This is a genomic window from Roseibium sp. TrichSKD4 (assembly GCF_000148725.1).
GTDB lineage: Bacteria > Pseudomonadota > Alphaproteobacteria > Rhizobiales > Stappiaceae > Roseibium.
Map to the genome: position 1 here is coordinate 706,645 of NZ_GL476320.1, position 23,731 is coordinate 730,375.

A 23,731-nucleotide genomic window follows, 5' to 3' on the forward strand; every position below is an offset into this window, starting at 1 on the left:
GCCGCCCTCTCACATCTGATGGGGCGGCATTAAGTCGATTGGCTATCTGTGTTCAGGTTTTCGCCGTTTGTTTGGGAGCGATCAATCCCAAGCCCCCTTCACCCGATCAAACATCCTGCCTGTTTCCGCTACATCGGTCCCGACTAGTTTGACAAGGTCCGTGGCGACGGTCTCGGCGGTTGGGAGAGTTTCAGGGTCTTCGCCGGGCATGGTCTTGGCTCTGAGCCCCGTGCGGACGGGGCCGGGGTCGACGAGATTAACACGCAGAGGCGTTTTTTCGGCCTCAGCTGCATAGGTCTTCACCATGGCTTCCAGAGCGGCCTTGGTGGTTGCCTGAAGGCCCCAGAACGGCGTTGTGGTGTGCAAATGGCCATCGGTGAGGAACAGGGCGCGTCCGGCGTCTGACTGGCGCAGGAGCACGTCCAGAGAGCGTAGCAGGCGATAATTGGCGGTGACATTGGTTGCCATCGCCTCGTCAAAGGTTTTCACCTTGATATGGCTGACGGGCGACAGTGTGACCGCCATTGCCGCATTGCCGATCAGGATATCGAGCTTTTTCCAGCGTTCGAAAATCGCAGCCCCAAGACGGTCCAGCGCATCGAAGTCTTTCAGGTCAACGGGCACCAGCGTAGCGGATGGACCGCCTGCCTTGGTGATCGCATCGTCCAACTCTTCAAGGCCGCCAACGGTCCGCGCAAGGGCGATAACCTGTGCGCCGCGACTGCCAAGCTGTCTTGCTAGTTCAAAACCAATCCCGCGAGAAGCGCCGGTGACCAGGGCTACGCGCCCCTCGAAATCCTTTTCCATGCTGTTCGCCTGCCTTACTGAACTTCTACGAGACGCGGCGGGCGCACGAAATCCTGATCCTCTGCCAGATCGGTCAATGGTGTCGGATAATCGCCGGTAAAGCAGTGGTCGGTGAATTGTGGCTGATCCTGATCGCGCCCTTCATAGCCCATTGCCCGGTAGATGCCGTCTACGGACAGGAAGGCGAGGGAGTCGGCGCCGATGTAGTTTTTCATCTCGTCGAGATTGTAGCGCGCGGCCAGCAAGCGTTCCCGCTCCGGCGTATCAATGCCGTAATAGTCGGAATAGCGGATCGGTGGGCTGGCAAGGCGGAAATGAACCTCCGATGCGCCGGCATCGCGGATCATCTGCACGATTTTGACCGATGTGGTGCCACGCACAAGGCTATCGTCAATCAAGGTGACGCGTTTGCCCTGTATCTGCGCCCGGTTGGCCGAGTGTTTCATCTTCACGCCAAGGGCGCGAATGGATTGCGTCGGCTCAATGAAGGTGCGGCCCACATAGTGGTTTCGGATGATGCCGAGTTCAAACGGAACGCCGGATTCCTGACTGTAGCCAATCGCAGCTGGAACGCCGCTGTCCGGTACGGGCACTACGACATCGCACTCTGCGTGCGACTCAAGCGCCAATTGGCGACCCATCTCGCGGCGCACGTCATAAACACTTCGACCACCGACAATGGAATCTGGCCGGGAGAAGTAGATGTACTCAAAGATGCACGGGCGGGCCGGTTTTTTGCCGAACGGGAAGTAGGATTCGATCCCGGTCGAGGTGCAGACGATGACCTCGCCATTTTCCACTTCGCGGATGAACTTTGCGCCGATGATGTCGAGCGCACAGGTTTCCGAGGCCAGGATCGGCGCACCGTTCAAGTCTCCGAGAACCAGCGGGCGAATGCCGAGCGGATCGCGTGCGCCGATCAGCTTCTTCGCTGTCAGCGCAATCAGCGAATATGCGCCTTCCATCTTGGTGATAGCATCGATGAAGCGGTCTACAATTTTGGCTTCGCGGGAGCGGGCAACCAGCTGCAGAACAACTTCAGAGTCCGACGTTGACTGGCAGATTGCACCGTCGCGGATCAGGCCCTGACGAAGCTTCAGCGCGTTTGTGAAGTTGCCATTGTGGCAGATCGCGATGCCGCCGCCATCCAGTTCTGCAAAGAGCGGCTGAACGTTCCGCAGGATGGTCTCGCCGGTGGTGGAGTAGCGCACATGGCCAATAGCAGCCCGGCCTGTCAGGCGTCCGATGGTGTCGGCGTTGGAGAAGTGATCTCCCACAAGGCCCAGATGCCGTTCTGCGCGAAACTGGTCATTGTCGAAGGTGACAATCCCGGCAGCTTCTTGTCCGCGGTGCTGCAGAGCGTGCAGGCCAAGGGCTGTCAGCGCACTGGCATCCTCATGACCCAGAATGCCAAAAACACCACATTCTTCCCGCAGACGGTCTGCGTCCGGGTCAAACGGCTCATCCAGTTGGGCTTCGCCAGCCATGGTGAGACTCCTTGTCAGATTACCGAGAAACCGGGTGCCCCGGTTTTGTTTCAAGCGGTCAGGCGATCAGTTTGACTGACTGGTCAAGCGATCAAGTGCCTGTTGTTCAGACGCGCTATACTCAGGCTCATCGGTTTCTGCAACACCTTGCTGCGATGGAGCAGATGTGCTTTCGCCGCGCAGCCGGTCAAGGATTTCCTTTTCCGGATCTTCCGGCAGCATGCTGACCAAGCGTTCTCCAACCGATAGCAGGATTGGGCGCGATTTAGCGTCTCTAATCCAGTTCGGCTGCTGGTCCGGAACAACGAACCAATTGAAGAACATCATGGCCACCACGACCAAAAGCATGCCGCGCGCGGCACCAAACAAAAACCCGAGTGTACGGTCCAATGCACCAATCCGGCTGTCGAGAACGAAGTCGGAAATGCGCATCGTTATGTAGGAGACCACCAGAAGCGTTACAAGGAACACCGCTGCGACTGACGCCCCAAGGGCGACCATCGGATGGTTGATGTATTGTTCGGCGAAGGGGAGGACCTGATCGTAAAGGGCATAGGCGGCCACGGCAGCTGCCAGCCAGGAGGCGATCGACAACACTTCCCGCACAAAGCCACGTATCATGGCTAGGACGGCCGAAACCAGCATGATGGCGAGAAGGATTCCGTCCAGCAGCGTGATCGGCATCGGTATGTTAGATCCTCTGTTGAGCTCGCGACATTAGCGACCAGAATGCGTCAGTCTTGTGGCGACGCACCAGCGCGAACCGCGAGTTTCGCGACAAAGTCCCCAAGTTCTGCAAGACCGGTCGCTGTGAAGCCGTTTGCCGTCCTGTCCTTCAGATTGCCTTCGGGACAATAGGCTTGTTCAAAGCCCAGTTTCTGGGCCTCTTTCAATCTGGAGGGAGCCTGTGCAACGGGCCGAATTGCTCCCGACAAACTAATCTCGCCGAAATAGACGCAATTGGAACGAAGAGCAAGACCACTCAGTGATGAGACAAGGGCTGCTGCAACCGCCAAATCCGCCCCTGGTTCATTGACCTTCAATCCCCCGGCGACGTTCAAATATACATCGTGTTGGGAAAAGCGCACACCACAGCGGGCCTCAAGAACCGCCAAAATCATGGATAGGCGTGCTGTATCCCAGCCGATGACGGCCCGGCGCGGCGTTCCAAGAGAGGATTGCGCCACAAGTGCCTGAATTTCAATAAGAAGTGGCCGTGACCCTTCAAGCCCTGCGAAGACGGCAGCACCCGGTGCTGTGGTGTTTCTATCCCCAAGAAACAGCGCGGATGGGTTGGCAACCTCAACCAAGCCCTTGCCGGTCATCTCGAAAACACCGATTTCGTCGGTTGCTCCGAAGCGGTTTTTGACCGACCGCAGAATACGGTACTGATGCGCGCCATCACCCTCAAAATAGAGGACTGCATCGACCATATGTTCCACAACTCTTGGGCCTGCGATCTGCCCGTCCTTGGTAACGTGGCCCACGAGAACCAGCGTTGTGCCGTTTTTCTTGGCATATCGAACCATCGCCTGTGCCGAAGCGCGGACCTGCGTCACCGTTCCGGGAGGCGATTCGACCTGATCGGTCCACAGGGTCTGGATGGAGTCCAGAATGAGAAGGGCAGGGGCAGGTCCTGATTCCAAAGTGGCGAGAATGTCTTCAACGCTTGTTTCCGCTGCAAGGGCAACGGGCGCGCTGGCCAATCCCAGACGTTCCGCGCGCAGGCGCACCTGCCCAATGGCTTCCTCGCCGGAAATATAGACAGTGCGGTGTCCGAGATTGGCAAGAGCGGCGGCTGCCTGAATGAGCAGGGTTGATTTGCCGATGCCCGGATCGCCGCCGACCAGCAGGGCCGATCCCTTGACGAACCCGCCGCCTGTTACGCGGTCGAGTTCAGCCACCTTGGCCTGAATGCGCGGCGCTTCCTTGGCGTCGCCCTGAAGGCCGACCAGTTCAACAACTCGGCCTTTGGAGCGCGGGGCCTTGCCCGGTCCCCCGCCGATGCCGCCACCGGACTGTTCCTCGACAATGGAGTTCCATTCCCCGCAAGATTCGCACCGTCCCGTCCATTTCGCGGTGATGGCGCCGCAGGACTGACAAATAAATTGGGTGGACCGGCGGGCCATGGATCAACAGTCTCCGGAAAGGTCAGGTGAGGGACGCGTAGCGGCGAAGGAACCTGCGTCCGAGGTTGGTCAGATATTCATAATCGATGGTGTCCGCATACGCTGCCAGATCGCTGGCCGCAAGCTGTGGCCCCATCATTTCCACGAATGCTCCACGTCTCGTGAGGTGGGGCGAGATGTCCGTGACATCAAGGGTGATCATGTCCATCGAGACCCGCCCGAGCAACGGGGCTTTATGACCTTCGATCATGGCATAAGCCCCGGGCGCAATGTCTGTCGATCCGGCGCGGCGCATCATTCCGTCGGCATACCCAGCGGCAACCACGGCAACCCGCAGATCGCGTCTGGCTGTTTGCATCGCGCCATACCCAATCGTGTCACCTTGTGGCACTGAGCGAGCCATCATGATCCGCGCTTCCACCTTTACGGCTGGTTGCATGGGGTTTGGCATTGTGTCCAGCGCTTTGCCGCCATAGAGCGAAATGCCGGGGCGGACCAAATCAAAATGGTAGTCTTCACCCAAAAAGACGCCAGCTGAATTGGCCAAGGATTTGGGAATGTCGGGGTAAGCGCTTGTTAGATTTTTAAAGCGCTTCAGTTGCTCGGAATTCATCGGGTGTTCGGGATCTGCGCCACACGCCAGATGGGACATGATAAGGGAGGGCGTAAACACCTCCCGTATGTCTCCATTCAGCATGACTTCTTCAAATTCGGCGGCGGAAAGACCGAGTCGGTGGATGCCGGTATCAACATGAAGGGCTGCTGGATGGTGTTGGCCCGTCTCTCTGCAGAAGGCCGCCCATTCCTGCACTTCGTCTGTGGATGCCAGAACGGGGCGAATGCCGTTTTCTGCAAGTGTTTTGGCAGTGCCGGGAAATAAACCATCCAAAACATAGATCGTGGCATCAGGCATGCCCCGGCACAGCTTCAAGGCTTCAACAGGCAGTGCGACGAAGAAGGTACGGCACCCGTCGTCGTAAAGGGCTTTGGAAGCCTGTGTGAGCCCTGTGCCATACGCATCGGCTTTTACCGTTGCTGCACACTCAGCCCGATCTGAAAGCTTGTTTTTCAGAATGGTCCAGTTTGCGGTTATCGCCTTCAGATCAATGGTCAGGCGACCGCCAAAAAGAGAGTCGGATGCATCGGTCATTTTTCGGACTATGGCGAACTCTCGCGCCAAGTGCAATTGGGCGGCGGGCTGGCACAAAATAAAACAGCCGCCCATTTGGGCGGCTGAAGGCGTTGACCTTGGTTATTCCATACGTTCTGGCAAATGATCTTCCTCGGCCAGATCGGAGAAGCGGGTGTATTGGCCCTCGAAGTGCAGGTTCGCTGTGCCAGTCGGACCGTGACGCTGCTTGGCGATGATCACTTCGGCCTTGCCTTTTGCCGCATTGTGCTTGGCTTCCCAAGCCGCGTATTCGGGTGTATCCGAGTCCGGCTCAGTCTTTGAGAGGTAGTACTCCTCACGGTACACGAACATCACAACGTCCGCGTCCTGCTCGATGGAGCCTGATTCACGAAGGTCGGAAAGCTGCGGACGCTTGTCGTCGCGCGATTCCACCTGACGAGAGAGCTGGGAGAGGGCGATGATCGGAACATTCAACTCCTTCGCCAGCGCCTTGAGGCCTGTTGTGATTTCCGTGATCTCCTGAACGCGGTTGCCACTGTTCTTTTGGGACCCGGAAAGAAGCTGAATATAGTCGACCACGATAAGATCGAGGCCGCGTTGACGTTTCAACCGGCGCGCTCGGGCAACGAGCGATGCGATCGAAATGCCACCGGTCTGGTCAACGTGAAGCGGAACAGACTGCATGGTTTGTGTGCAGGCAACGAGCTTCTCGAATTCGGCTTCTGAAATATCACCCCGGCGGATTTTGGAGGACGAAATTTCAGCCTGTTCGGAGATGATACGAGTGGCCAGCTGTTCAGCCGACATTTCGAGCGAGAAGAAGCCGACAACCCCGCCATTGACGGTTTTCAGTGTGCCGTCGGGCTGCTCTTCTGCCTGATAGGCTTGTGCGATGTTGTAGGCGATGTTGGTGACCAGCGAGGTCTTTCCCATTGCGGGACGACCAGCAAGTACGATCAAGTCGGAATGCTGTAGGCCGCCCATCAATCCATCAAGTTCGCGTAGGCCTGTTGAGATCCCGGACAGCGCGCCTTCACGATTATAGGCCGCATGAGCCATTTCGATGGTTTCGGTAAGCGCATCACCAAAACTGACAAACCCGCCTTCACTGCGGCCTGTTTCCGCGAGTTCAAACAGGCGGCGCTCTGCATCATCAATCTGCTGGTTCGGCGGAACGTCGATTGGCGCGTCAAAGGCGATGTTGACCATGTCTTCGCCGATGCGGATCAGGTTCCGGCGCAGGCAGAGGTCGTAGATCGTGCGGCCATAATCTTCCGCGTTGATCACGGAAGCGGCGTCGGCTGCCAAGCGAAGCAGGAATTGTGTTGCCGTCAAATCGGCAATTTTCGCGTCCGCCGGATAAAAGGTTTTCAGCGTGATCGGGGAGGCCGTCTTTCCTGCGCGGATCAGATGGCCGATTTTCTCATAGATGTCCTGATGCGGTGGCACGAAAAAATGGTGCGGTTCCAGGAAGTCAGAAACACGATAATAGGTTTCGTTGTTCACCAGAATAGCGCCGAGAAGCTGGCGTTCAGCTTCCGCGTTGTGTGGCGCAACCTTTTGTTGCGACGATTCAGAATCAACCGTCTGCAAAGTGCCCTTCATATTGTCCCCCGAAGACCCAGCCATCCATGAACTATCGCCAAGAACGACACCGCTTCAAGGCTTGACGAGTATGCAAGAGTGATTCCCACCGAGTGGTTAAAATCAGCGGGGAAAGATTGGAAAACTCCTTGACGTGGGGACTCAAACCGGACTCAGAGGCGGCTAGGCTCTATTTGTTGAAATCTCAATGGTTTCTGCGGTTTTGCAGGGAGAGGCCTTGGTGAAACTCTGATGAGTCTTGATGAATGTGCCAAAGTTGATTGAGCGTGAAGAATTAACTTTTCAGGCGAGAAAGTTTATCAGGCAAACAAAAAACCGGCGACCAAATGGCCGCCGGTTGAAACATGCTGTGAAAGCAAAAGGGCTGGGATCAGACCTGCTCTTCAGAAGCGTCTTCTTCGGTTGCTTCTGCGTCTGCATCACCCTCTTCGGCCTCGTCTTCTTCTTCAAATTCAAAGACATCCATTTCAGGAGTGGTGAGGTCTTCACCAGCTGCCTGACGGGTGGCTTCGTCTTCAGAACGAGCAACGTTGATGGTCACACCAACTTCCACTTCCGGGTGGAGGCGGATTTCGACGTTGTGCAGGCCAATCGTCTTGATCGGAGAGCGAAGTTCGATCTGGCTGCGTGCAACGGTGAAGCCGGTTGCAGTCAGGCCTTCAGCGATGTCGCGAGTTGAGACTGAGCCGTAAAGCTGACCAGTTTCACCAGCGGAGCGGATCATGACGAGAGATTCGCCATCCAGCTTGGAGGCAACAGCTTCAGCTTCCTGACGGCGCTCAAGGTTACGTGCTTCCAGTTGGGCGCGTTGTTGTTCAAAGCGCTCAAGGTTTGCCTTGTTGGCGCGCAGTGCCTTGCCTTGTGGCAGAAGGAAGTTACGGGCGTAGCCGTCACGTACGCGAACTGTGTCGCCCATCTGGCCAAGCTTGGCGATGCGCTCAAGTAGAATGATTTCCATTGGACTTCTCCATACTGTCCCGCAATTCGTGCGGTTAGAGGCTGGTATTTCACAGCCCCAGTTCGGAAGGTTTCGCAGGCGCGAAACCTTCACTCAATGTCCAGCTACTTAGCTGATGACGAACGGCAGAAGGCCGAGCAGGCGAGCGCGCTTGATGGCGCGGGCCAATTCCCGTTGCTTCTTTGCAGAAACGGCGGTGATACGGCTCGGGACGATCTTGCCACGCTCGGAAATGTAGCGCTGCAGAAGACGGGTGTCCTTGTAGTCGATCTTCGGCGAATTCGCGCCAGAGAACGGACAAGTCTTCCGGCGACGGAAGAACGGACGGCGAGTTGGAAGTTGTGCGATATCTACCATTCTTCTTACTCCCCTTCGGTCCGGCGCGGTGCACGCTCACCACGACCACCGCGATCACCACGGTCGCCGCGACCAACACGACGGTCGTCACGGTCGCGCTTTTGCATCATTGCAGACGGCTCTTCTTCATGCTCTTCAACCTTGAAAGTCATGAAGCGGAGGATGTCTTCAGAAAGACCCATTTGGCGTTCCATCTCTGCAACAGCTGCATGCGGTGCAGTGATGTTCATCAGAGTGTAATGTGCCTTACGGTTTTTCTTGATGCGGTAGGCGAGGGAGCGCAGGCCCCAGTTTTCGATTTTGCCAACGGAACCGCCGCCAGCTTCGAGAACGCCTTTGTATTGCTCAACAAGTTGTTCGACCTGCTGGGCCGAAACGTCCTGGCGCGCCAGGAATACGTGCTCATAAAGAGGCATGAAACTTGTGCCCTTTCTAGTGTTGCCATCGGGAACCGGCGCAAAGCCTCCTCGCATCCTTCGGAAAGGGACGAGAATTCTAACGAGAGCGGAGACACGGGAAGACGGACGTTTTGAGGTGTCCTGACCAATTGGCCCTTCCGTTCAGCCCCCAGCCGAGTACCCAAGCGAGAGGCGCTTCATACCTGTTTTTCAGGAAAATGCAAGCGGAGTAGACCAAATACCGACGTATTTGTAGCGTTCGCGAGCCTTACAGAAGTCTCTGGCCTCTCTTCGCGAAAAAGAATGTCTCAGTAGAGATGAATGGCGCCAATTCCCACTTGAAAAAATATCGCAGAACTGTGCGGCTCTTGACAGGGGGGGCGCATCCGTACGATAGCCTCGCGCCAGACTAGACGCAGATCTGTACTTGCGGACCTTCGCTCGGTTTTTCTTTCGAGCCTTTTGGGGGCCGAAGCAAAATACAGACCCTGCGGTCTTCATCTTATCTCCGGAGGCTTTTTCCAGATGACCATTGCATTCACCTTTCCCGGCCAGGGAAGTCAGGCCGTTTCCATGGGCAAGGAGCTCGCGGATACATTTGCTGAAGCCAAGGCTGTGTTCGATGAGGTGGATGATGCGCTGGACCAAAAACTGTCCACGCTGATGTGGGAAGGACCGGAAGCCGATCTGACGCTGACTGCCAATGCCCAGCCGGCTTTGATGGCTGTAAGCTTGGCAACGATGCGGGTTCTGGAAGCGCGTGGCCTCGATCTGGCCAAGTCTGTTTCTTTTGTTGCTGGTCATTCTCTAGGTGAATATTCGGCGCTGGCAGCAGCTGGCAGCCTTGATGTGGCGACTGCTGCCCGGCTGTTGCGTGTACGAGGCAATGCCATGCAGACGGCTGTTCCTGTCGGGCAGGGCGGTATGGCTGCCTTGTTGGGTTTGGACTTTGCGGAGGCGGCGAAAGTTGCTGAAGAGGCCGCTCAAGGCGAAGTCTGTCAGGCTGCCAACGATAATGCGCCGGGGCAAGTTGTCGTGTCTGGCAATATGTCTGCTGTTGAACGGGCTGTCGAAATTGCGAAAGCCAAAGGCGCGAAACGCGCCATGATGTTGTCCGTCAGCGCGCCTTTCCATTGCGCTTTGATGGCGCCTGCGGCCGATGCGATGGCGGAAGCTCTCGCTGGTGCGGAGATTGTTGCCCCGAAAGTGCCGTTGGTTGCTAACGTATTGGCGTCAGCCATCACGGATCCTGCCGAAATTCGTAATCATTTGGTGGAACAGGTCACTGGCACAGTTCGCTGGCGCGAATCCATGGGCTGGTTGGTTGAAAACGGTGTCGACACCTTTGTTGAGGTCGGGTCCGGAAAGGTTCTGAGCGGCATGATGAAGCGCATTGAGCGCTCCGCGAAAGTGCAGCCGGTCAATACTCCGACGGACATTGACGCATTGTTTGAACTCTTGAATAGCTGATTGCTGAACGCACATAGACATTGGCCGGTTGCCCTTTTGGGCAGGACGCGGTCCCAGAAAACGAGGAAACGCCATGTTCAATCTTGAAGGCAAGACCGCGCTTGTGACCGGCGCAACTGGTGGGATCGGCGCCGATATCGCCCGGACCCTTCACGCGCAAGGTGCAACGGTCGCCATTTCCGGCACTCGGGCAGAAAAGCTCGAGGCTCTTGCGGCTGAACTTGGCGAACGTGTTCACGTTACCCCAGCAAACCTGTCTGACCGTGAAGCCGTCGCTGGTCTTGTTCCAGCTGCAGAAGCTGCGATGGGATCGCTCGACATTCTGGTCAACAATGCGGGCATTACCCGCGACAACATCTTCATGCGGATGAAGGATGAGGAGTGGGATCAGGTTCTGGAAGTGAATCTGACTTCTGGCTTCCACATTTGCCGTGCAGCGATCAAGGGTATGATGAAGCGCCGTTCGGGCCGCATTATCGGGATTACTTCCGTTGTTGGCGTCACCGGCAACCCGGGTCAGGTAAACTATTCAGCGGCCAAAGCCGGTATGATCGGCATGTACAAGTCGCTTGCACGTGAAGTTGCCAGCCGCAACATCACTGTGAACACGATTGCGCCGGGTTTCATTGAAACAGCCATGACAGACGCGCTGAACGAGAAGCAAAAGGATTCGATCCTCGTCTCTGTTCCGGCGGGCCGTTTGGGCACTTCTGGCCAAATTGCCTCTGCTGCGCTTTATCTTGCAAGCGATGAGGCTGCTTATGTTACCGGTCAGACGCTTCATGTGAACGGCGGCATGGCTATGATCTAAAACGCTTTTTTGCTGTGCAGGCAAAAATTGTCCCGATGGAAAAAGTGCTGTCGGGATTGGCTGGTCAAGGTGTCCAAAGTGTGATACCTACCCGCCGATTGTTCAAAAAGGGTGAGCTTTCTTAACAAAAGGCAAGGGCTCAACCTGGACGTGCTTTTCGGCCGCGAGTTCGCACCGGAACAGAAAGACATGTTTCGGACGTTACGGGTGCTTCGCGTGGACGGGCGAGAGTAGTAAATCAAGGAAGTGAAAAATGAGCGATATCGCGGATCGTGTAAAAAAAATCGTCGTTGAGCACCTCGGTGTAGACGCTGAAAAAGTTGTTGTAGGTGCAAGCTTCATCGACGATCTGGGCGCTGACTCCCTCGACACTGTTGAGCTGGTCATGGCTTTTGAAGAAGAATTCGGCGTTGAGATCCCGGACGACGCAGCTGAGACAATTCAGACTGTTGGCGACGCTGTAAAGTTCCTGGAAGCCAACCCGGCCTAGTTGCCCGGAATTCTTCAGGTTTCTTTTCGACAGGCGGGGCGTTCAGCCCCGTTTGTGCATCAATAAGTGCAGGTATATGAGAAGAGTCGTTGTTACTGGTATGGGTATGGTGTCTCCGCTGGGCGGAAACGTCGATACCACCTGGAAAAACATTCTTGCGAGCAAAAGCGGCGCCAGCAAAGTCACCAATTTCAAGGTTGATGACATTGCGTGTCAGATTGCATGCCAAATCCCGATCGGGGATGCCGCAGAGGGCAAGTTCAATCCGGATGACTGGATGGATGCCAAAGAGCGGCGCAAGGTCGACAACTTCATCGTATATGCTGTAGCGGCTTCTGATCAGGCCATGGCTGACGCTGGCTGGAAACCTGAATCCTATGAGGATCAGGCGCGTTCTGGCGTTCTTATCGGTTCTGGTATTGGTGGTCTTCAGGGAATTGAAGAAGCAGCTCATATCCTGCGGGACAAGGGGCCGCGCCGGGTTAGCCCGTTCTTTATTCCTGGGCGTTTGATCAACCTTGCAGGTGGGTACGTTTCCATCCGTCATGGTTTGAAAGGTCCGAACCATGCGGTTGTGACCGCGTGTTCGACGGGCGCGCATGCTATTGGCGACGCCTCTCGTCTCATCGCGTATGGCGATGCGGACGTGATGGTGGCTGGTGGCACGGAAAGTCCGGTTTGCCGTCTGTCTCTTACCGGTTTTGCGGCTTGTCGGGCCTTGTCCACGGGTTTCAATGATGAGCCGGAGCGGGGCTCACGCCCTTATGACAAGGACCGTGATGGCTTTGTCATGGGTGAGGGCGCTGGTATTGTCGTGCTTGAAGAATACGAGCACGCTGTTGCTCGCGGCGCGCATATCTATGCTGAAGTGATTGGCTACGGCCTGTCGGGTGATGCATATCATATCACGGCACCGTCTTCTGATGGTGATGGCGCTTATCGCTGTATGTCGGCTGCTCTCAATCGGGCGGGCATCAGCGCATCTGACATTGACTATGTGAATGCCCACGGAACATCCACACCACTCGGTGATGAAATCGAGCTTGGCGCTGTAACCCGGTTGGTCGGGGATTCTGCAAGTTCCATCGCAATGTCCTCCACGAAATCCTCCGTCGGGCACCTCCTTGGTGCAGCGGGCGCTGTAGAAGCGATTTTCTCAGTTCTGGCGATCCGTGACGGCATAGCGCCTCCGACGATCAATTTGGACAATCCTTCGGTTGAAACCGAGCTCGACCTTGTGGCTCACAAACCAAAGGAAATGGACATCAACGTTGCGTTGTCCAACTCTTTCGGATTTGGCGGGACCAATGCGTCTTTGATTTTCCGCAAAGTTGCCGCATAAGTCGGTTTAACTATGGGCGGTGCGGTGGTACAGGTCCCGCGCTGCAATCAGGCTTGAAGGGCGTCCCAGGGCGCCCTTTTGCCTCTTGAGAATCGGCTTTTTGGAGGTCGTCAAACTATGCGCATCAAACCCAAGAGCCCGCGGGAAGCATTGCAGCCTGAAGTCGCTCCCGGGCCACCACCGCGCTCTCGTCATGTTCGTAATCCTCTTGTGATCCTGACGAATATGGTAATTTCGCTGGCTGTTTTTGGATTTCTTGCTGCGGGTGGGGTGCTCTATTTTGGCAAGCAGAGCTTTGAAAAGCCTGGGCCACTCACTGATAATGCAACTGTCATCGTTTCCTCCGGGTCGGGCCTTTCTGGCATTACCGATCGCCTCGCCGCGCAAGGTGTTATTGCGGACGACTGGATGAACGATCTGATCTTCAATCTTGGCGTTCGCTTTCATAAGAACGAGAAAAAGTTGAAGGCAGGCGAATACGCTTTCGCTCCCGGTGTATCCATGCAGGAGGTCATGACAGATCTGGTTGAGGGCAATGCTATCAACCATGCGGTGACGATCCCGGAAGGTTGGACGACAGCACAGATCATTCAACGGGTGAAAGACAATCCAATCTTGGTTGGAGACATCACAACATCACCTCCTGAAGGTGCGTTGTTGCCTGAAACCTATTCCTTCACCCGAGGGACAACTCGCCAACAGATCATTGATCAAATGCAAAAGGCGCAGAGTGATGCGCTTGCTGAGATCTGGGAGCGGCGCGTTGCGGATCTTCCGATCAAAACGCCTGAAGACCTCGTGATCCTTGCGTCTGTTGTGGAAAAAGAAACCGCCAAAGCGGACGAGCGTCCACGCGTTGCCGGTGTTTTTGTCAATCGCTTGAACAAGGGCATGCGCCTTCAATCTGATCCGACAATCCTTTATGGATTGTTCGGAGGCGAAGCCTGGATACGTGATCGTTCCGGTATCACAAGGTCGCAATTGCAGGCCAAGAACCCTTACAATACATATCAAATTGATGCTTTGCCGCCGGGGCCAATTGGTAATCCGGGCCGCGCTGCCATGGAAGCGGTTGCCAACCCGTCACGTACAAAGGATCTCTTCTTCGTTGCTGATGGAACGGGTGGACACGTATTTGCTGAAACTTACGAACAGCATCAAGCGAATGTCCGCAAATGGCGCAAGATTGAACGGGAGCGCCGTCAGGCGGAGCGGGATGCCGCGGCTGGCGAAGCGTCTGGAAACTAAATGATATTGTGAGGAGGGCTTCGGCTCTCCTTGCCAGTTTTGGGGGTACTCTCATGGCCTTGGCCAGCATGACCGGATTTGCGCGCGCTTCAGGCGAAGCGGGACCTGTGCATTGGACGTGGGAGCTTCGATCCGTCAATGGCAAGGGTCTGGATATTCGCGTGCGTATACCTACAGGCCTTGAAGGTTTAGAGCCGAAAATCAAGGAACGGGCCGGCAAGCTGCTCAAGCGCGGCAGCGTGAATATTGGTCTATCCATGAAGAGGGACCAGTCTGAAGCCACGTTGGCGATAAATGAGACCGCCCTGGACGCTGTTCTTTCAGCTGTTGATCTCTTGAGAATCCGTATGCCGGATCTGCCACCACCGAGCCTGGATGGCATTCTGGCCCAAAAAGGTGTGTTTGAGTTTCAGGAGCCGGAAGATGACGACGACTTCAAGAAGGAGCTTCAGGCAGCTCTTTTAACGACGCTGGATTCAGCATTGCTTGATCTTGTTGATATGCGCCACACTGAAGGCGGTGCAATTACCAAGCTTCTCTCTGAACAACTTTCCCGGATCGAAGACCTAACGGCTGCTGCAGAGGTGCTTCCAGCGCGCCAGCCAGAGGCGATTAAGGCTCGGTTGGCCGCTCAAGTTGCGGAGTTGCTGGAAAGTTCGTCAGGTCAGTTCGATGAGCAACGACTGCACCAAGAGGCAGTGCTTTTGGCAACTCGCGCTGATATTCGCGAAGAGCTGGATCGCCTTGTCGCGCATGTGAAAGCGGCGCGCGATCTTGTTTCCGGTGGCGGAGCAGTTGGGCGCCGACTTGATTTTCTCGCGCAGGAGTTCAACCGAGAGGCCAATACCCTGTGCTCTAAATCCAATGATGTTGAATTGACCGCAATTGGTCTGGATCTGAAAGCTGTTATCGATCAGATGCGCGAACAGATCCAAAATCTGGAGTGATTCATGAGCGATAGCATCGCCCCCTTGAGCGGAACCAGTGTCAGCGCAGATCAGGCTGAGGCGCAACGTCGTGGCTTGATGTTAGTCCTGTCGTCGCCATCCGGTGCTGGCAAGTCAACGATTGCCCGTTTGTTGTTGGAGAAAGAAACCAATCTTTCTTTGTCCATTTCCGTCACGACCCGTCCGCGTCGTTCCAGCGAAGTCGACGGTGTGCATTATCACTTCTTGGACAATGCCCGTTTTGACCAGATGAAGGAACATGACGAGCTTCTGGAATGGGCGCAGGTGCATGAGAATTACTATGCGACACTGCGCCGTCCGGTAGAAGATGCGCTTGAAGCAGGTCAGGACGTTCTCTTTGACATCGATATCCAGGGCACCTTTCAGCTCTATGAGAAGATGCGCTCCGATGTTGTGTCCATATTCATTCTCCCGCCCTCTATCGCGGAGATGAAGTCCCGTTTGCGCCGCCGCGCAGAAGATTCTGAAGATGTCATCATGCGCCGACTGAAAACCGCCGTTGGCGAGATGCGGCATTGGTCAAAATATGACTATGTTGTCGTGAATGATGACCTTGAGCGTGCCTACGAGAGCGTGCGTGCCATATTGCGCGCTGAACGTCACAAGCAGCATCGGTCTCCAGCTATCGCGCCTTTGATCGACGGGATGGTTGGCGATCTTGAGCAGTCTCTGTCTGAGCAAAGTTAGTCGAGAGGCTTTGAGGAGTGTGAAGTGAAGGCTCGCCAGCGGCGGGCCTTTTCCGTTCAAGAGGCAGCGTACGCATTTGCGATGCGGACAAACCCTTCCACATCAACCTGCTCTGCACGTGTCGTCGGTTCAATTCCGGCAGTTTCCAGAAGAGGTTCGGGTGGCTTGCCAAGGCTTTTCAAACTGGCACGCAGCATCTTGCGCCTTTGGCCAAATGCCGCGGCTGTAATCTTTTCCAGAATGTTTAAATCACATGGAAGCGGAGAGTGGGTCGGCACAAGATGCACCACGGCGGACGTGACCTTAGGAGGCGGGGTAAACGCCTGAGGTCCGATGTCAAACAGCATCCCGCTTTGGCATCTCCAACTGGCCAAAACACCAAGACGACCATAGGCCTTGCTACCCGGTTTCGCGACAATTCGTTCGCCAACTTCTTTTTGAAATAGCAAAGTGAGGGAGGTCCAGAATGGTGGCCAGTTTTCGGTCGTGATCCAGTTGATCAACAATTGTGTGCCCACATTATATGGCAAATTGGCGATGATCTTGATTGGCCCGCTAATGCCGAGGCTCGTTGGATCAATTTTCAGCGCGTCTTCGCTGATGACTTCCAGCTTGCCATCATAGTGATTGGATATCTCTGCAAGTGCTGGAAGGCACCGTGTATCTTTCTCAATTGCAATAACTCGGTCTGCACCGGCGGCCAGTATGGCGCGGGTCAACCCACCCGGACCAGGACCAACCTCAAGAACCGTGACCCCATTCAAATCGCCTGCGGAGCGAGCAATGCGGGAGGTCAGATTAAGATCGAGCAGAAAATTTTGGCCAAGAGACTTCTTGGCGTCGAGACCATGTGTGGCAATGACCTCGCGGAGAGGGGGAAGCGTATCAATTTGCGCCATATGGCAGCCTGTTATGTTGCGGATGGGTCAGCAAGCACCGCAGCAAATCGAAGGGCTGCTGCAAAGCTGTCAATTTTCACCTGACCTGTTCCAGCAAGCGAATAGGCTGTTCCATGATCGGGTGAGGTTCGGACAAAAGGAAGGCCGAGTGTTACATTTACAGCCTCATCAAAGCCAAGAGTTTTCGCCGGGATCAGAACCTGATCGTGATACATGCCAATTGCGCAATCGTAGGTTTTTCGAGCGTCGCCGTGAAACAGTGTGTCCGCAGGATGTGGCCCGGAGACCCTTACGCCTTCGCTTTGCAATTGTGCCAGAGCAGGTGCAATGACCTCCCGATCCTCTGTGCCCATTGTGCCACTTTCGCCAGCGTGTGGGTTCAGCCCGCAAATGGCGAGGCGGGGGTGCTGTATTCCAAATCGGGTTTTCAGATCCTTGTCGGTTGTGCGAACAACATCAAGGATCAGCTCTTTGGTCAGGGATGTTGGTACTTTGGAAATCGGAATGTGAATGGTTACCGGTACGACCATCAGATCCGGTCCGGCAATCAGCATTACTGGTTTGGGCCTTGTGCCCCAATACTTCTCAGCCAGAGCGCCGAGATACTCTGTATGCCCGGGGTGTTCAAAGCCATGGCTATAAAGCGCGGCTTTGTTGATTGGATTTGTGACAACAGCGGCCGCAACGCCACTGTTAACATCGGCCACAGCCTGTTCAATTGAGGACAAAACGGTCGCAGCGGTAACCGAATTTTCTAGGCCGGGTGTGTCTTCCACTGAGCCACCCGTTTGTACAACAGGCAAGGCCTTGTCAAAAACCGCATTTGCTTCGGTCGCATCACATTCTTGAACTAGGACTTTGAGGCCCAATTGGCGCGCGCGCTCCGTTAGAAGGGAAACATCTGAGCGAATATAAAAATATGGCAGTTGGAGTTTACGTCGGTTGGCCCAGGCTAGCAGGGTAATGTCTGGGCCAATTCCGGCTGGTTCGCCGCTCGTAACGGCTAGAGGCTTTGGTATGTGAACCATCAAGTCCTTCAGGGGTAAACAATGCTTGCGCGACGCCGTAGGTCCATCAGATACCGTCGGGTTAGGGCTTCGCCTTCTTTTGCACGGAGTTCGTTTTCAAGTTCTGTACGTGCTGCGATGTCCGACGCAATTTCCCGCTTGCCGCACACAGCGATCATCTCAAAACCTACCTCTGTCTTGCGAGGAGAGGTTAGCTTGCCAGGTGTCGTCTTACTGATTTCCTTGCGCATCGGTTCTGGCAATTCGGTTTCCAGACGACGCCCTATCGGCTGCACGACAACTTCGCTGTATTTTCCAAAAACAGCACCAGCGCTGTCGCAGGCCGTCACGGCTTTGCGAATGCTGTTGCTTTCAGCCAAACGCTTGTTTCGGAAGCCCTTGGAGGACTTCTTTGGAACCACCACGATGACGCGCTGAAGGTTGTACTCAACACTGATGTTTTTGTTCTCGTCATCCGACTTGCGAAGCGCGTTGATAATATCGGATTCATCGACATCAACCTGACTGTTAAACCTGCGGCGGACGCTTTGCTGAAACGCAAGTTGGGCTTTCAGTCTGTCCTTCAAGGTCTGAGGGTTTACGCCGCTTTGACGAAGTCCGGCAGTCAGCTTGGCAGGTGTCAATTTCACATTGCGTGCAATATTTGCGTATGCGTTATTGACTTCTGCTTCGGAAATCTTGACGCCAATTCTTGAGGCCTCTTCCAGCCTAAGCCGGTCATCGATCAGCTCTTTTTCGGCTTCACGACGAGATGCGGCGACCGAAGAGCGCTGGATGAGGCGGATTAGCTTCGCACGTTGATTGATGTCATAGGTGGTAATCGGCTTTCCATTCACGACCACCTTGATACCAGCGGATGCAGGCGTCAATCCAAAGCCACCCATCACTACTAGGAGGGTAAGAAAGATCGGAAGTACTCGTTTCCGCATAAGGTGTTCGTCCGTCGTTGGCAGTAAACGCGATTTTAGTTTACTTATCTTGATTGCCGCGTCTTATAACGCAACGCTTTTCAGGTCTTGGTAGACCATCCAATTGTAGCGTTAAAAAGGCGCTGATTTCCAGACACAATCGACGTTTATTGGCCTAAGCCCTGAAACAGTTGGAAGTCGCCGATTGTTCTCAAGCCAAAGCGGAAGTAGACAGTCTTGTTCGTGGCTTCCCCATCGTTCCGGCTTCTATCTTCGAGATAAGACAGTGACATGGAAAACCCTTCGTCATCGTAGCCGATGCCGATACCATCTTGAACGATGTTCTCATTCTCGATGTCATAACGGAACGAACCATATGCGCGCCAGTTCTCAAGCAAGCGTATGCTCGCAGACCCAACCAGTTCCTCACGTGGTTCATCGATTCCAAGATTTGGCTGCTCACCCAAAAAGGCATAAGTGAGTGAGGAAACGACCGGACCGTAACTGGCGAGCGCCTGAGCTTGTAGTCGGTTTACAGACAGGTCTTCATCGTCAAAGCGGGCTTGAGCACCAACCTTGACCCCGAAGCGGGTGTCAAAATAAAGACTGCCGACATAGTCAGATTCGCGGCTTTCCAGACCAGAGTCCAATGAGGAGCCGAGAAGGTCGGCTTTCTCGAAGGAATTCTCACCGGACAGCTGGATCGAACGGCCGAACAGGGCGCTGATGTAATAGCCCTCGTTGAGTTGCAGCTTGTAACTCATGCCAAGGTTCAGGCGGGATCCACCTTCTGCACGGTCAAAACCGGAGAATTTATCGTAATCAAACAGGGTCGTTGTATCAAACACAAGGCTCTGCGCATCATCATTTGGCAGCTCGCCGATCCGCTGCTCGTCTGGCCGCACAATGACTTGTGCAATTGGTTCGATGATTTGATTGCCGCCCTGGAATGTCGCGACAATCGGGTAACGATATTCCAGACCTGCTGCTGGCATGGCGCGTCCGGCAAAGTCTTCATTCGCCAAGCGATTTACATCGCGATCAGCGCCTGCCTGCCAGAATAGGTCACCGCGCACATAGGCAAACGGTGTGAAACTTTGACCAATTGGGTCAATGAATGTGCGTCGCCATTCTGCTTCACCAGACAAGCGAGAGAATGTGCCATCAATACCGCGAAAGCGCGATGTCGTTCCGCCATCTGGTGAGAAAGCGTCAGTTTCTGAACGGGTGAGCGAGCTGAAGTTGGCTTTGAGTGAAAGCTCGCCATCAACGATTGGATCGCTGAAAACATAGTCATAGTCGACAATGGGCAGAACAAACGCTTGCTTATCTTGGAGCTTGTCGCCTACCGGAGAAAAACCCGGTGCATCAAGATCCTCATTTCGATAATCTTCCTGCGAAATCGAGTAAGCAAGGCCCTTGAAGGTAAGGCTATTTCGGTCGGTGTAGCCATCTAGATAAATGTTAGATCTGTTGGCACCGCCCATACTCGTCCAAGTATAGTCAGCAAGCACAGATCTGTCTGACTTGTAAACAAGATCCCAGCCGTAAGACCAGAAGTTGTTCAGTGAGAAGCTACCGGTTGTTCTTACCGCGCCGCGCAATTGTTCATCGCCACTTGTGCCGGAGAACTTCGAGCGGTCCATCTGACTGATACCGGCGGCAGAGATAGTGTAACTACCGTTTTTCAACTGGTGCCGGAAACTCACATCACCCAGAACACCTTGTCGGGTTAGCGGTGTCAGTGTTGTGGTAAGATCATAGTGAGGACTTAGCGCCCAATAATATGGGACCGAAACACCAAAGCCGAGCTTGCTGGATAGAATATAGTTTGGAATCAGGAACCCGGATTTCCGTTTAACCGAAGGGTCTGGCATCGAAAGAAACGGTACATACGCTATAGGCACACCAAAAAACTCGAACCGGGCGTTTTCATAGCGGATCGTCTGAGCTTTTTTATCGTGAATGATCGTGGCGGATTTAATGCGCCAAAGCGGTGGCTTTTCCGGCGGGTGTTTCGGGCCGGTGTAAACGCTATAGGTGCCGTTCTTGAATGTTGTTTTGTTGCCGTTCTGGCGCTCTGCGCTGTCAGCGATGATCCGGGTCCGATCAGCGGTTTCAACCCGAAGGGCGCGCGCAAAACCGTTGGCCAAATCATCGGAAAGCGTAATTTCTTCCGTTTGGATAACGTTGCCCTCAGGTTCCGTCAGGATGACATTGCCATGCGCAGTAAGCTGCCCGTTCGCGCGGTCAAAGGTGATCTTTGCAGCTTCGACGGTGATCCCATCGTAGAAAACCTGAACGTTTCCTGTCGCGATGATCAAATCACGATCAAAATCATAGGTCAGATTATCGGATTCCAATGCCATCTCGGCATTCGGATCCAGATCGCCTGCAAAATTCGCTTCCAAAGCTTCTTGTGCAGCCGCTGGTGATGACCAAATGGTGCCTTGAAGCAGCGCAATAGCTGCCACGGTTCCAAGCATTTTTGCAAGGAGACGCAACTTCCTGTGACACTTAGAAGTGCCATCGACCGGTAAGGTTGTGACGATACGCTTCACTTCTTCTTACCCGTCTTCCTGTTTCAGCAGGATTGTCAAACCCATTAGTACCCCAAATATCCCCGGAGCCCACGCAGCAACAATCGGAGGCACGATTCCAGCCCCACCGAAATCCTTCGCTAGCTCGGAGAGAACGTAAAGCACGAACCCGGCTACGATTCCACCCAAAATCATACTCCCAAGGCCACCAAATCGAGATACCCGAAGGGAAACCGCCGCTGCAATGATTATCATTGCTGTTAAAAGCAGAGGTCTGGCCAACAGAGTCTGATACTGAAGTGTATAGCGATAAGCTGGCAGGCCGGCATTGCGGGCCAGCTCGATAAACCTCGGTAAGGACCAGAAGGAAATTGATTCTGGAGACCCAATGCTCTCTCGAACCTCTGTGGCCGTCAGATAAGTGCTGACTTCATAACGGCCATATTGTTGTGGGTCGCGTTCTGTCGTGTAGACCGTTACATCTTCCAAAAACCAGATTTGGTCTCCAAGGCGCGCAGTAGCCGCTTCGACCCGTTCCTTGAAGGATCCTTCCTTGTCGAAGGCAAAGATAGTGACATCAAGAAGTCGAGTGCCGCCATCCAAAAGCTGCTTGGCAAGCAAAACAGATTCGCCGTCCAAGCCGTCTTGCCGTACCCAGACGTCCTGAGTTGTTTGCAGAAGGAAACTCTGCTCAGAGCCGAACAGACCTGCCGCCGCTTCGTCCGAGCGATGCTGGAGCCAGACTGCGAGCGGATTGTAGGCGACGACGGACAGAGTTCCAATAATCAAACCTACAACTACGGCGGGGGCTGCGAACTGCCAGACGGATATGCCGCTGGCGCGAGCAACCACCAGTTCCAGCGCACGGGAGAGGGTGACAAAGGCCAATATTGAGCCGAACAAGACGGCAAAAGGGATTACTTGTTCAAGAAGCAGGGGAACACGCAGGATTGAGATCAAGGCGACCCGTACAACGGTGAATCCTTCCTGATCGCCGCCGCGACGCACCAGCTCCAGAACATCGAACAAGAAAATGAGCACAGCTGCGAGCAGAAATAGCCCAAGGATAGACTTAAAAAAACGTGCGGAGAAATAGATTGCAAGTGTGCGACCCAAGATCATGAGGCGCCACCTTGTTGATGACCGCTGAAGCGGGATTGCAGCCGTTCTATCAGTTGGGACATACGCTCATTGAGGTCAATGAGCCACTTGGGGGCAGGGCCTCTGTCATCTTGCATGATCGACCAAACGGAAACTGCCATAGCAGCTATTGGAACCACATAGAGAAGTAGGAGAAGCCCCGTAAAGCCACTGGCGATAGCCGTTACCCCAAAACCGGCTGTACGAAGCAAAATGCATGTTGTGATAGCGCCGAGGATCGCAATTCCGCGCCCCTGCCGCGTTGTTCTGGCTTTGCCGAGAAAGGCAAAGACCACCAAAGCGAAAGCAAGACAATAGAGCGGTTGACTGAAACGCTCATGCAGTTCGGCCAACAGCTTGTCCGGATGCTGCAGGGCATAGGCATCGTTCGGCGGTGGGTTGAGCAGGTTCATCGTTGACCGCTCACTGGCCTTGTACACAGGTTCCGAGGCTTCCGGGATCAGGTTGGAAAGGTCAAACGCATAAGACTGGAAACGGACAATCGAGATTTCTCCAGCACCTTTCGGCTTTCTCTGGATCGTTCCGTTTTGCATGACCAATAAGGTGCGGTCGGCCACTTCAACGATGTGTCCGGTGTCAGACTGATAGGTGAATGCGGTGTCCTTGTCGCGCACATCATGCAGAAGCAGACCGTCAAGCGTTCCGTTGCCAGAGCGATTACGAATGTGGAAGGTGAGCCCCGCGTCCATATTGATGAAATGGCCCGGCTTGACGATATTGGCCACCAAATCGGCGCGCACGCGGGTGATTTCTTCTCTAAGCTCACCCAGGCCTAACGGTGCGACATAGATTGAAAGCGTGGCTGTGAGAGCGGTGACAGCTGCGGTAAAAATCAACACCGGCTTCAATACCAGAAATCTGGACCCACCGGTTGCATCGATCACGATCAGCTCACTGTCGCCGGAAAGCGCGTTCAGGACCAGAACAAGGGCAATCATCAAGGCAAAGGGGGCTACGATCACCAGCAAGAATGGCAGCGCCAACATGGTGATGCCAATAAATTGGACAATGGTTTGCCCCTTTGATGTCACAAGATCCAACTGGCGCAGGGCCTGCGTTGACCAAACCACCCCGGCCATGGCCGCCATGGCCATAAAGAAAACGCCTATCGCACGTTTAAAGATGTAGCGCTCGAGTGTTTTCATACGGTGAGGGAGAACCTAAGAATTTGATTCATTTGCCTGTCCGGCGGCTCATAATAAGCCACGGTTTTGGTGAACATCTCACCAATAAAGATGGTTAAAATATTATGCAATCGGGTTTTTGGGTAGGGAGAAGGAGCTTGCGGCGTCTTTGGAAAAAGCGG

The 23,731-nt window shown here is 54.6% G+C and carries 22 protein-coding genes; 7 read left to right on the plus strand and 15 right to left on the minus strand.

Features of this window, described 5'->3' with window-relative positions; translation table 11 throughout:
* Positions 1 to 81: 81 nt before the first annotated feature.
* The 9 genes from TRICHSKD4_RS24105 to rpsF form a co-directional block, all read right to left on the minus strand.
* Positions 82 to 807 carry an SDR family NAD(P)-dependent oxidoreductase gene (locus TRICHSKD4_RS24105; protein WP_009759856.1) on the minus strand — a complete coding sequence of 242 codons (726 nt, stop codon included), beginning with the start codon at positions 805 to 807 and terminating at the stop codon, positions 82 to 84.
* A 14-nt stretch (positions 808 to 821) separates the two neighbouring features.
* Positions 822 to 2,294 (minus strand): amidophosphoribosyltransferase, encoded by a 1,473-nt coding sequence (gene purF / locus TRICHSKD4_RS24110; protein ID WP_009759857.1) that lies wholly within the window; start codon positions 2,292 to 2,294, stop codon positions 822 to 824.
* A 66-nt stretch (positions 2,295 to 2,360) separates the two neighbouring features.
* Complete coding sequence (locus TRICHSKD4_RS24115) at positions 2,361 to 2,978, minus strand: CvpA family protein (RefSeq protein ID WP_009759858.1); 618 nt, start codon at positions 2,976 to 2,978, stop codon at positions 2,361 to 2,363.
* Between the two features lie 50 nt (positions 2,979 to 3,028).
* Positions 3,029 to 4,423 carry a DNA repair protein RadA gene (radA, locus tag TRICHSKD4_RS24120; RefSeq protein ID WP_009759859.1) on the minus strand — a complete coding sequence of 465 codons (1,395 nt, stop codon included), beginning with the start codon at positions 4,421 to 4,423 and terminating at the stop codon, positions 3,029 to 3,031.
* 22 nt (positions 4,424 to 4,445) lie between these two features.
* A complete protein-coding gene (alr, locus tag TRICHSKD4_RS24125; protein WP_040617387.1) occupies positions 4,446 to 5,573 on the minus strand; it encodes an alanine racemase in 1,128 nt (375 codons plus the stop codon).
* Positions 5,574 to 5,675: 102 nt separating this feature from the next.
* Positions 5,676 to 7,160, minus strand: coding sequence for a replicative DNA helicase (locus TRICHSKD4_RS24130; RefSeq protein WP_040617540.1), 1,485 nt, complete (start codon positions 7,158 to 7,160; stop codon positions 5,676 to 5,678).
* Between the two features lie 370 nt (positions 7,161 to 7,530).
* Entirely contained in the window at positions 7,531 to 8,118 is a 588-nt protein-coding gene (rplI, locus tag TRICHSKD4_RS24135; protein ID WP_009759862.1) for a 50S ribosomal protein L9, read from the minus strand.
* A 108-nt stretch (positions 8,119 to 8,226) separates the two neighbouring features.
* A complete protein-coding gene (gene rpsR / locus TRICHSKD4_RS24140; protein ID WP_009759863.1) occupies positions 8,227 to 8,475 on the minus strand; it encodes a 30S ribosomal protein S18 in 249 nt (82 codons plus the stop codon).
* A gap of 5 nt (positions 8,476 to 8,480) precedes the next feature.
* Positions 8,481 to 8,891, minus strand: a complete 411-nt coding sequence (rpsF, locus tag TRICHSKD4_RS24145) for a 30S ribosomal protein S6 (protein WP_009759864.1) — start codon at positions 8,889 to 8,891, stop codon at positions 8,481 to 8,483.
* Between the two features lie 507 nt (positions 8,892 to 9,398).
* Here rpsF and fabD point away from each other — a divergent pair.
* The 7 genes from fabD (at position 9,399) to gmk (ending at position 15,889) form a co-directional block, all read left to right on the plus strand.
* On the plus strand, positions 9,399 to 10,343 hold the full coding sequence (fabD, locus tag TRICHSKD4_RS24150) for an ACP S-malonyltransferase (protein ID WP_009759865.1): 945 nt from the start codon (positions 9,399 to 9,401) through the stop codon (positions 10,341 to 10,343).
* 73 nt (positions 10,344 to 10,416) lie between these two features.
* Positions 10,417 to 11,154 carry a 3-oxoacyl-[acyl-carrier-protein] reductase gene (gene fabG, locus TRICHSKD4_RS24155; protein WP_009759866.1) on the plus strand — a complete coding sequence of 246 codons (738 nt, stop codon included), beginning with the start codon at positions 10,417 to 10,419 and terminating at the stop codon, positions 11,152 to 11,154.
* A 253-nt stretch (positions 11,155 to 11,407) separates the two neighbouring features.
* Entirely contained in the window at positions 11,408 to 11,644 is a 237-nt protein-coding gene (locus TRICHSKD4_RS24160) for an acyl carrier protein (RefSeq protein ID WP_009759867.1), read from the plus strand.
* 76 nt (positions 11,645 to 11,720) lie between these two features.
* On the plus strand, positions 11,721 to 12,986 hold the full coding sequence (fabF, locus tag TRICHSKD4_RS24165) for a beta-ketoacyl-ACP synthase II (protein WP_083782865.1): 1,266 nt from the start codon (positions 11,721 to 11,723) through the stop codon (positions 12,984 to 12,986).
* A 117-nt stretch (positions 12,987 to 13,103) separates the two neighbouring features.
* Entirely contained in the window at positions 13,104 to 14,234 is a 1,131-nt protein-coding gene (gene mltG, locus TRICHSKD4_RS24170) for an endolytic transglycosylase MltG (RefSeq protein ID WP_040617388.1), read from the plus strand.
* A gap of 53 nt (positions 14,235 to 14,287) precedes the next feature.
* On the plus strand, positions 14,288 to 15,181 hold the full coding sequence (locus tag TRICHSKD4_RS24175) for a YicC/YloC family endoribonuclease (protein WP_009759870.1): 894 nt from the start codon (positions 14,288 to 14,290) through the stop codon (positions 15,179 to 15,181).
* Positions 15,182 to 15,184: 3 nt separating this feature from the next.
* Positions 15,185 to 15,889 carry a guanylate kinase gene (gene gmk, locus TRICHSKD4_RS24180; protein WP_009759871.1) on the plus strand — a complete coding sequence of 235 codons (705 nt, stop codon included), beginning with the start codon at positions 15,185 to 15,187 and terminating at the stop codon, positions 15,887 to 15,889.
* Positions 15,890 to 15,945: 56 nt separating this feature from the next.
* Here the strand turns inward: gmk and rsmA are convergent, their stop codons facing one another.
* The 6 genes from rsmA to lptF form a co-directional block, all read right to left on the minus strand.
* Entirely contained in the window at positions 15,946 to 16,788 is an 843-nt protein-coding gene (rsmA, locus tag TRICHSKD4_RS24185) for a 16S rRNA (adenine(1518)-N(6)/adenine(1519)-N(6))-dimethyltransferase RsmA (RefSeq protein WP_009759872.1), read from the minus strand.
* 11 nt (positions 16,789 to 16,799) lie between these two features.
* Positions 16,800 to 17,816, minus strand: a complete 1,017-nt coding sequence (gene pdxA / locus TRICHSKD4_RS24190; protein WP_009759873.1) for a 4-hydroxythreonine-4-phosphate dehydrogenase PdxA — start codon at positions 17,814 to 17,816, stop codon at positions 16,800 to 16,802.
* An 8-nt stretch (positions 17,817 to 17,824) separates the two neighbouring features.
* Positions 17,825 to 18,745, minus strand: a complete 921-nt coding sequence (locus TRICHSKD4_RS24195; protein ID WP_083782866.1) for a peptidylprolyl isomerase — start codon at positions 18,743 to 18,745, stop codon at positions 17,825 to 17,827.
* 146 nt (positions 18,746 to 18,891) lie between these two features.
* Positions 18,892 to 21,285 carry an LPS-assembly protein LptD gene (locus TRICHSKD4_RS24200; RefSeq protein WP_208993170.1) on the minus strand — a complete coding sequence of 798 codons (2,394 nt, stop codon included), beginning with the start codon at positions 21,283 to 21,285 and terminating at the stop codon, positions 18,892 to 18,894.
* 6 nt (positions 21,286 to 21,291) lie between these two features.
* The gene (gene lptG, locus TRICHSKD4_RS24205) at positions 21,292 to 22,386 is read right to left on the minus strand and encodes an LPS export ABC transporter permease LptG (protein ID WP_009759876.1); all 1,095 of its coding nucleotides are present in this window, start codon (positions 22,384 to 22,386) and stop codon (positions 21,292 to 21,294) included.
* Positions 22,383 to 23,570 (minus strand): LPS export ABC transporter permease LptF, encoded by a 1,188-nt coding sequence (lptF, locus tag TRICHSKD4_RS24210; RefSeq protein ID WP_009759877.1) that lies wholly within the window; start codon positions 23,568 to 23,570, stop codon positions 22,383 to 22,385. Before lptF ends, lptG begins: the two co-directional genes overlap by 4 nt.
* Positions 23,571 to 23,731 lie beyond the last annotated feature (161 nt).

Coding starts and splice junctions, on each gene's coding strand:
- TRICHSKD4_RS24175 (WP_009759870.1), top strand. CDS start 14,288: ATGGCCTTGGCCAGCATGACCGGATTTGCGCGCGCTTCAGGCGAAGCG.
- TRICHSKD4_RS24160 (WP_009759867.1), top strand. CDS start 11,408: ATGAGCGATATCGCGGATCGTGTAAAAAAAATCGTCGTTGAGCACCTC.
- rpsF (WP_009759864.1), bottom strand. CDS start 8,891: ATGCCTCTTTATGAGCACGTATTCCTGGCGCGCCAGGACGTTTCGGCC.
- rsmA (WP_009759872.1), bottom strand. CDS start 16,788: ATGGCGCAAATTGATACGCTTCCCCCTCTCCGCGAGGTCATTGCCACA.
- fabG (WP_009759866.1), top strand. CDS start 10,417: ATGTTCAATCTTGAAGGCAAGACCGCGCTTGTGACCGGCGCAACTGGT.
- purF (WP_009759857.1), bottom strand. CDS start 2,294: ATGGCTGGCGAAGCCCAACTGGATGAGCCGTTTGACCCGGACGCAGAC.
- gmk (WP_009759871.1), top strand. CDS start 15,185: ATGAGCGATAGCATCGCCCCCTTGAGCGGAACCAGTGTCAGCGCAGAT.
- alr (WP_040617387.1), bottom strand. CDS start 5,573: ATGACCGATGCATCCGACTCTCTTTTTGGCGGTCGCCTGACCATTGAT.
- lptF (WP_009759877.1), bottom strand. CDS start 23,570: ATGAAAACACTCGAGCGCTACATCTTTAAACGTGCGATAGGCGTTTTC.
- rplI (WP_009759862.1), bottom strand. CDS start 8,118: ATGGAAATCATTCTACTTGAGCGCATCGCCAAGCTTGGCCAGATGGGC.
- rpsR (WP_009759863.1), bottom strand. CDS start 8,475: ATGGTAGATATCGCACAACTTCCAACTCGCCGTCCGTTCTTCCGTCGC.
- TRICHSKD4_RS24115 (WP_009759858.1), bottom strand. CDS start 2,978: ATGCCGATCACGCTGCTGGACGGAATCCTTCTCGCCATCATGCTGGTT.
- TRICHSKD4_RS24130 (WP_040617540.1), bottom strand. CDS start 7,160: ATGAAGGGCACTTTGCAGACGGTTGATTCTGAATCGTCGCAACAAAAG.
- TRICHSKD4_RS24105 (WP_009759856.1), bottom strand. CDS start 807: ATGGAAAAGGATTTCGAGGGGCGCGTAGCCCTGGTCACCGGCGCTTCT.
- TRICHSKD4_RS24195 (WP_083782866.1), bottom strand. CDS start 18,745: ATGCGGAAACGAGTACTTCCGATCTTTCTTACCCTCCTAGTAGTGATG.
- fabD (WP_009759865.1), top strand. CDS start 9,399: ATGACCATTGCATTCACCTTTCCCGGCCAGGGAAGTCAGGCCGTTTCC.
- fabF (WP_083782865.1), top strand. CDS start 11,721: ATGAGAAGAGTCGTTGTTACTGGTATGGGTATGGTGTCTCCGCTGGGC.
- pdxA (WP_009759873.1), bottom strand. CDS start 17,816: ATGGTTCACATACCAAAGCCTCTAGCCGTTACGAGCGGCGAACCAGCC.
- mltG (WP_040617388.1), top strand. CDS start 13,104: ATGCGCATCAAACCCAAGAGCCCGCGGGAAGCATTGCAGCCTGAAGTC.
- radA (WP_009759859.1), bottom strand. CDS start 4,423: ATGGCCCGCCGGTCCACCCAATTTATTTGTCAGTCCTGCGGCGCCATC.
- lptG (WP_009759876.1), bottom strand. CDS start 22,386: ATGATCTTGGGTCGCACACTTGCAATCTATTTCTCCGCACGTTTTTTT.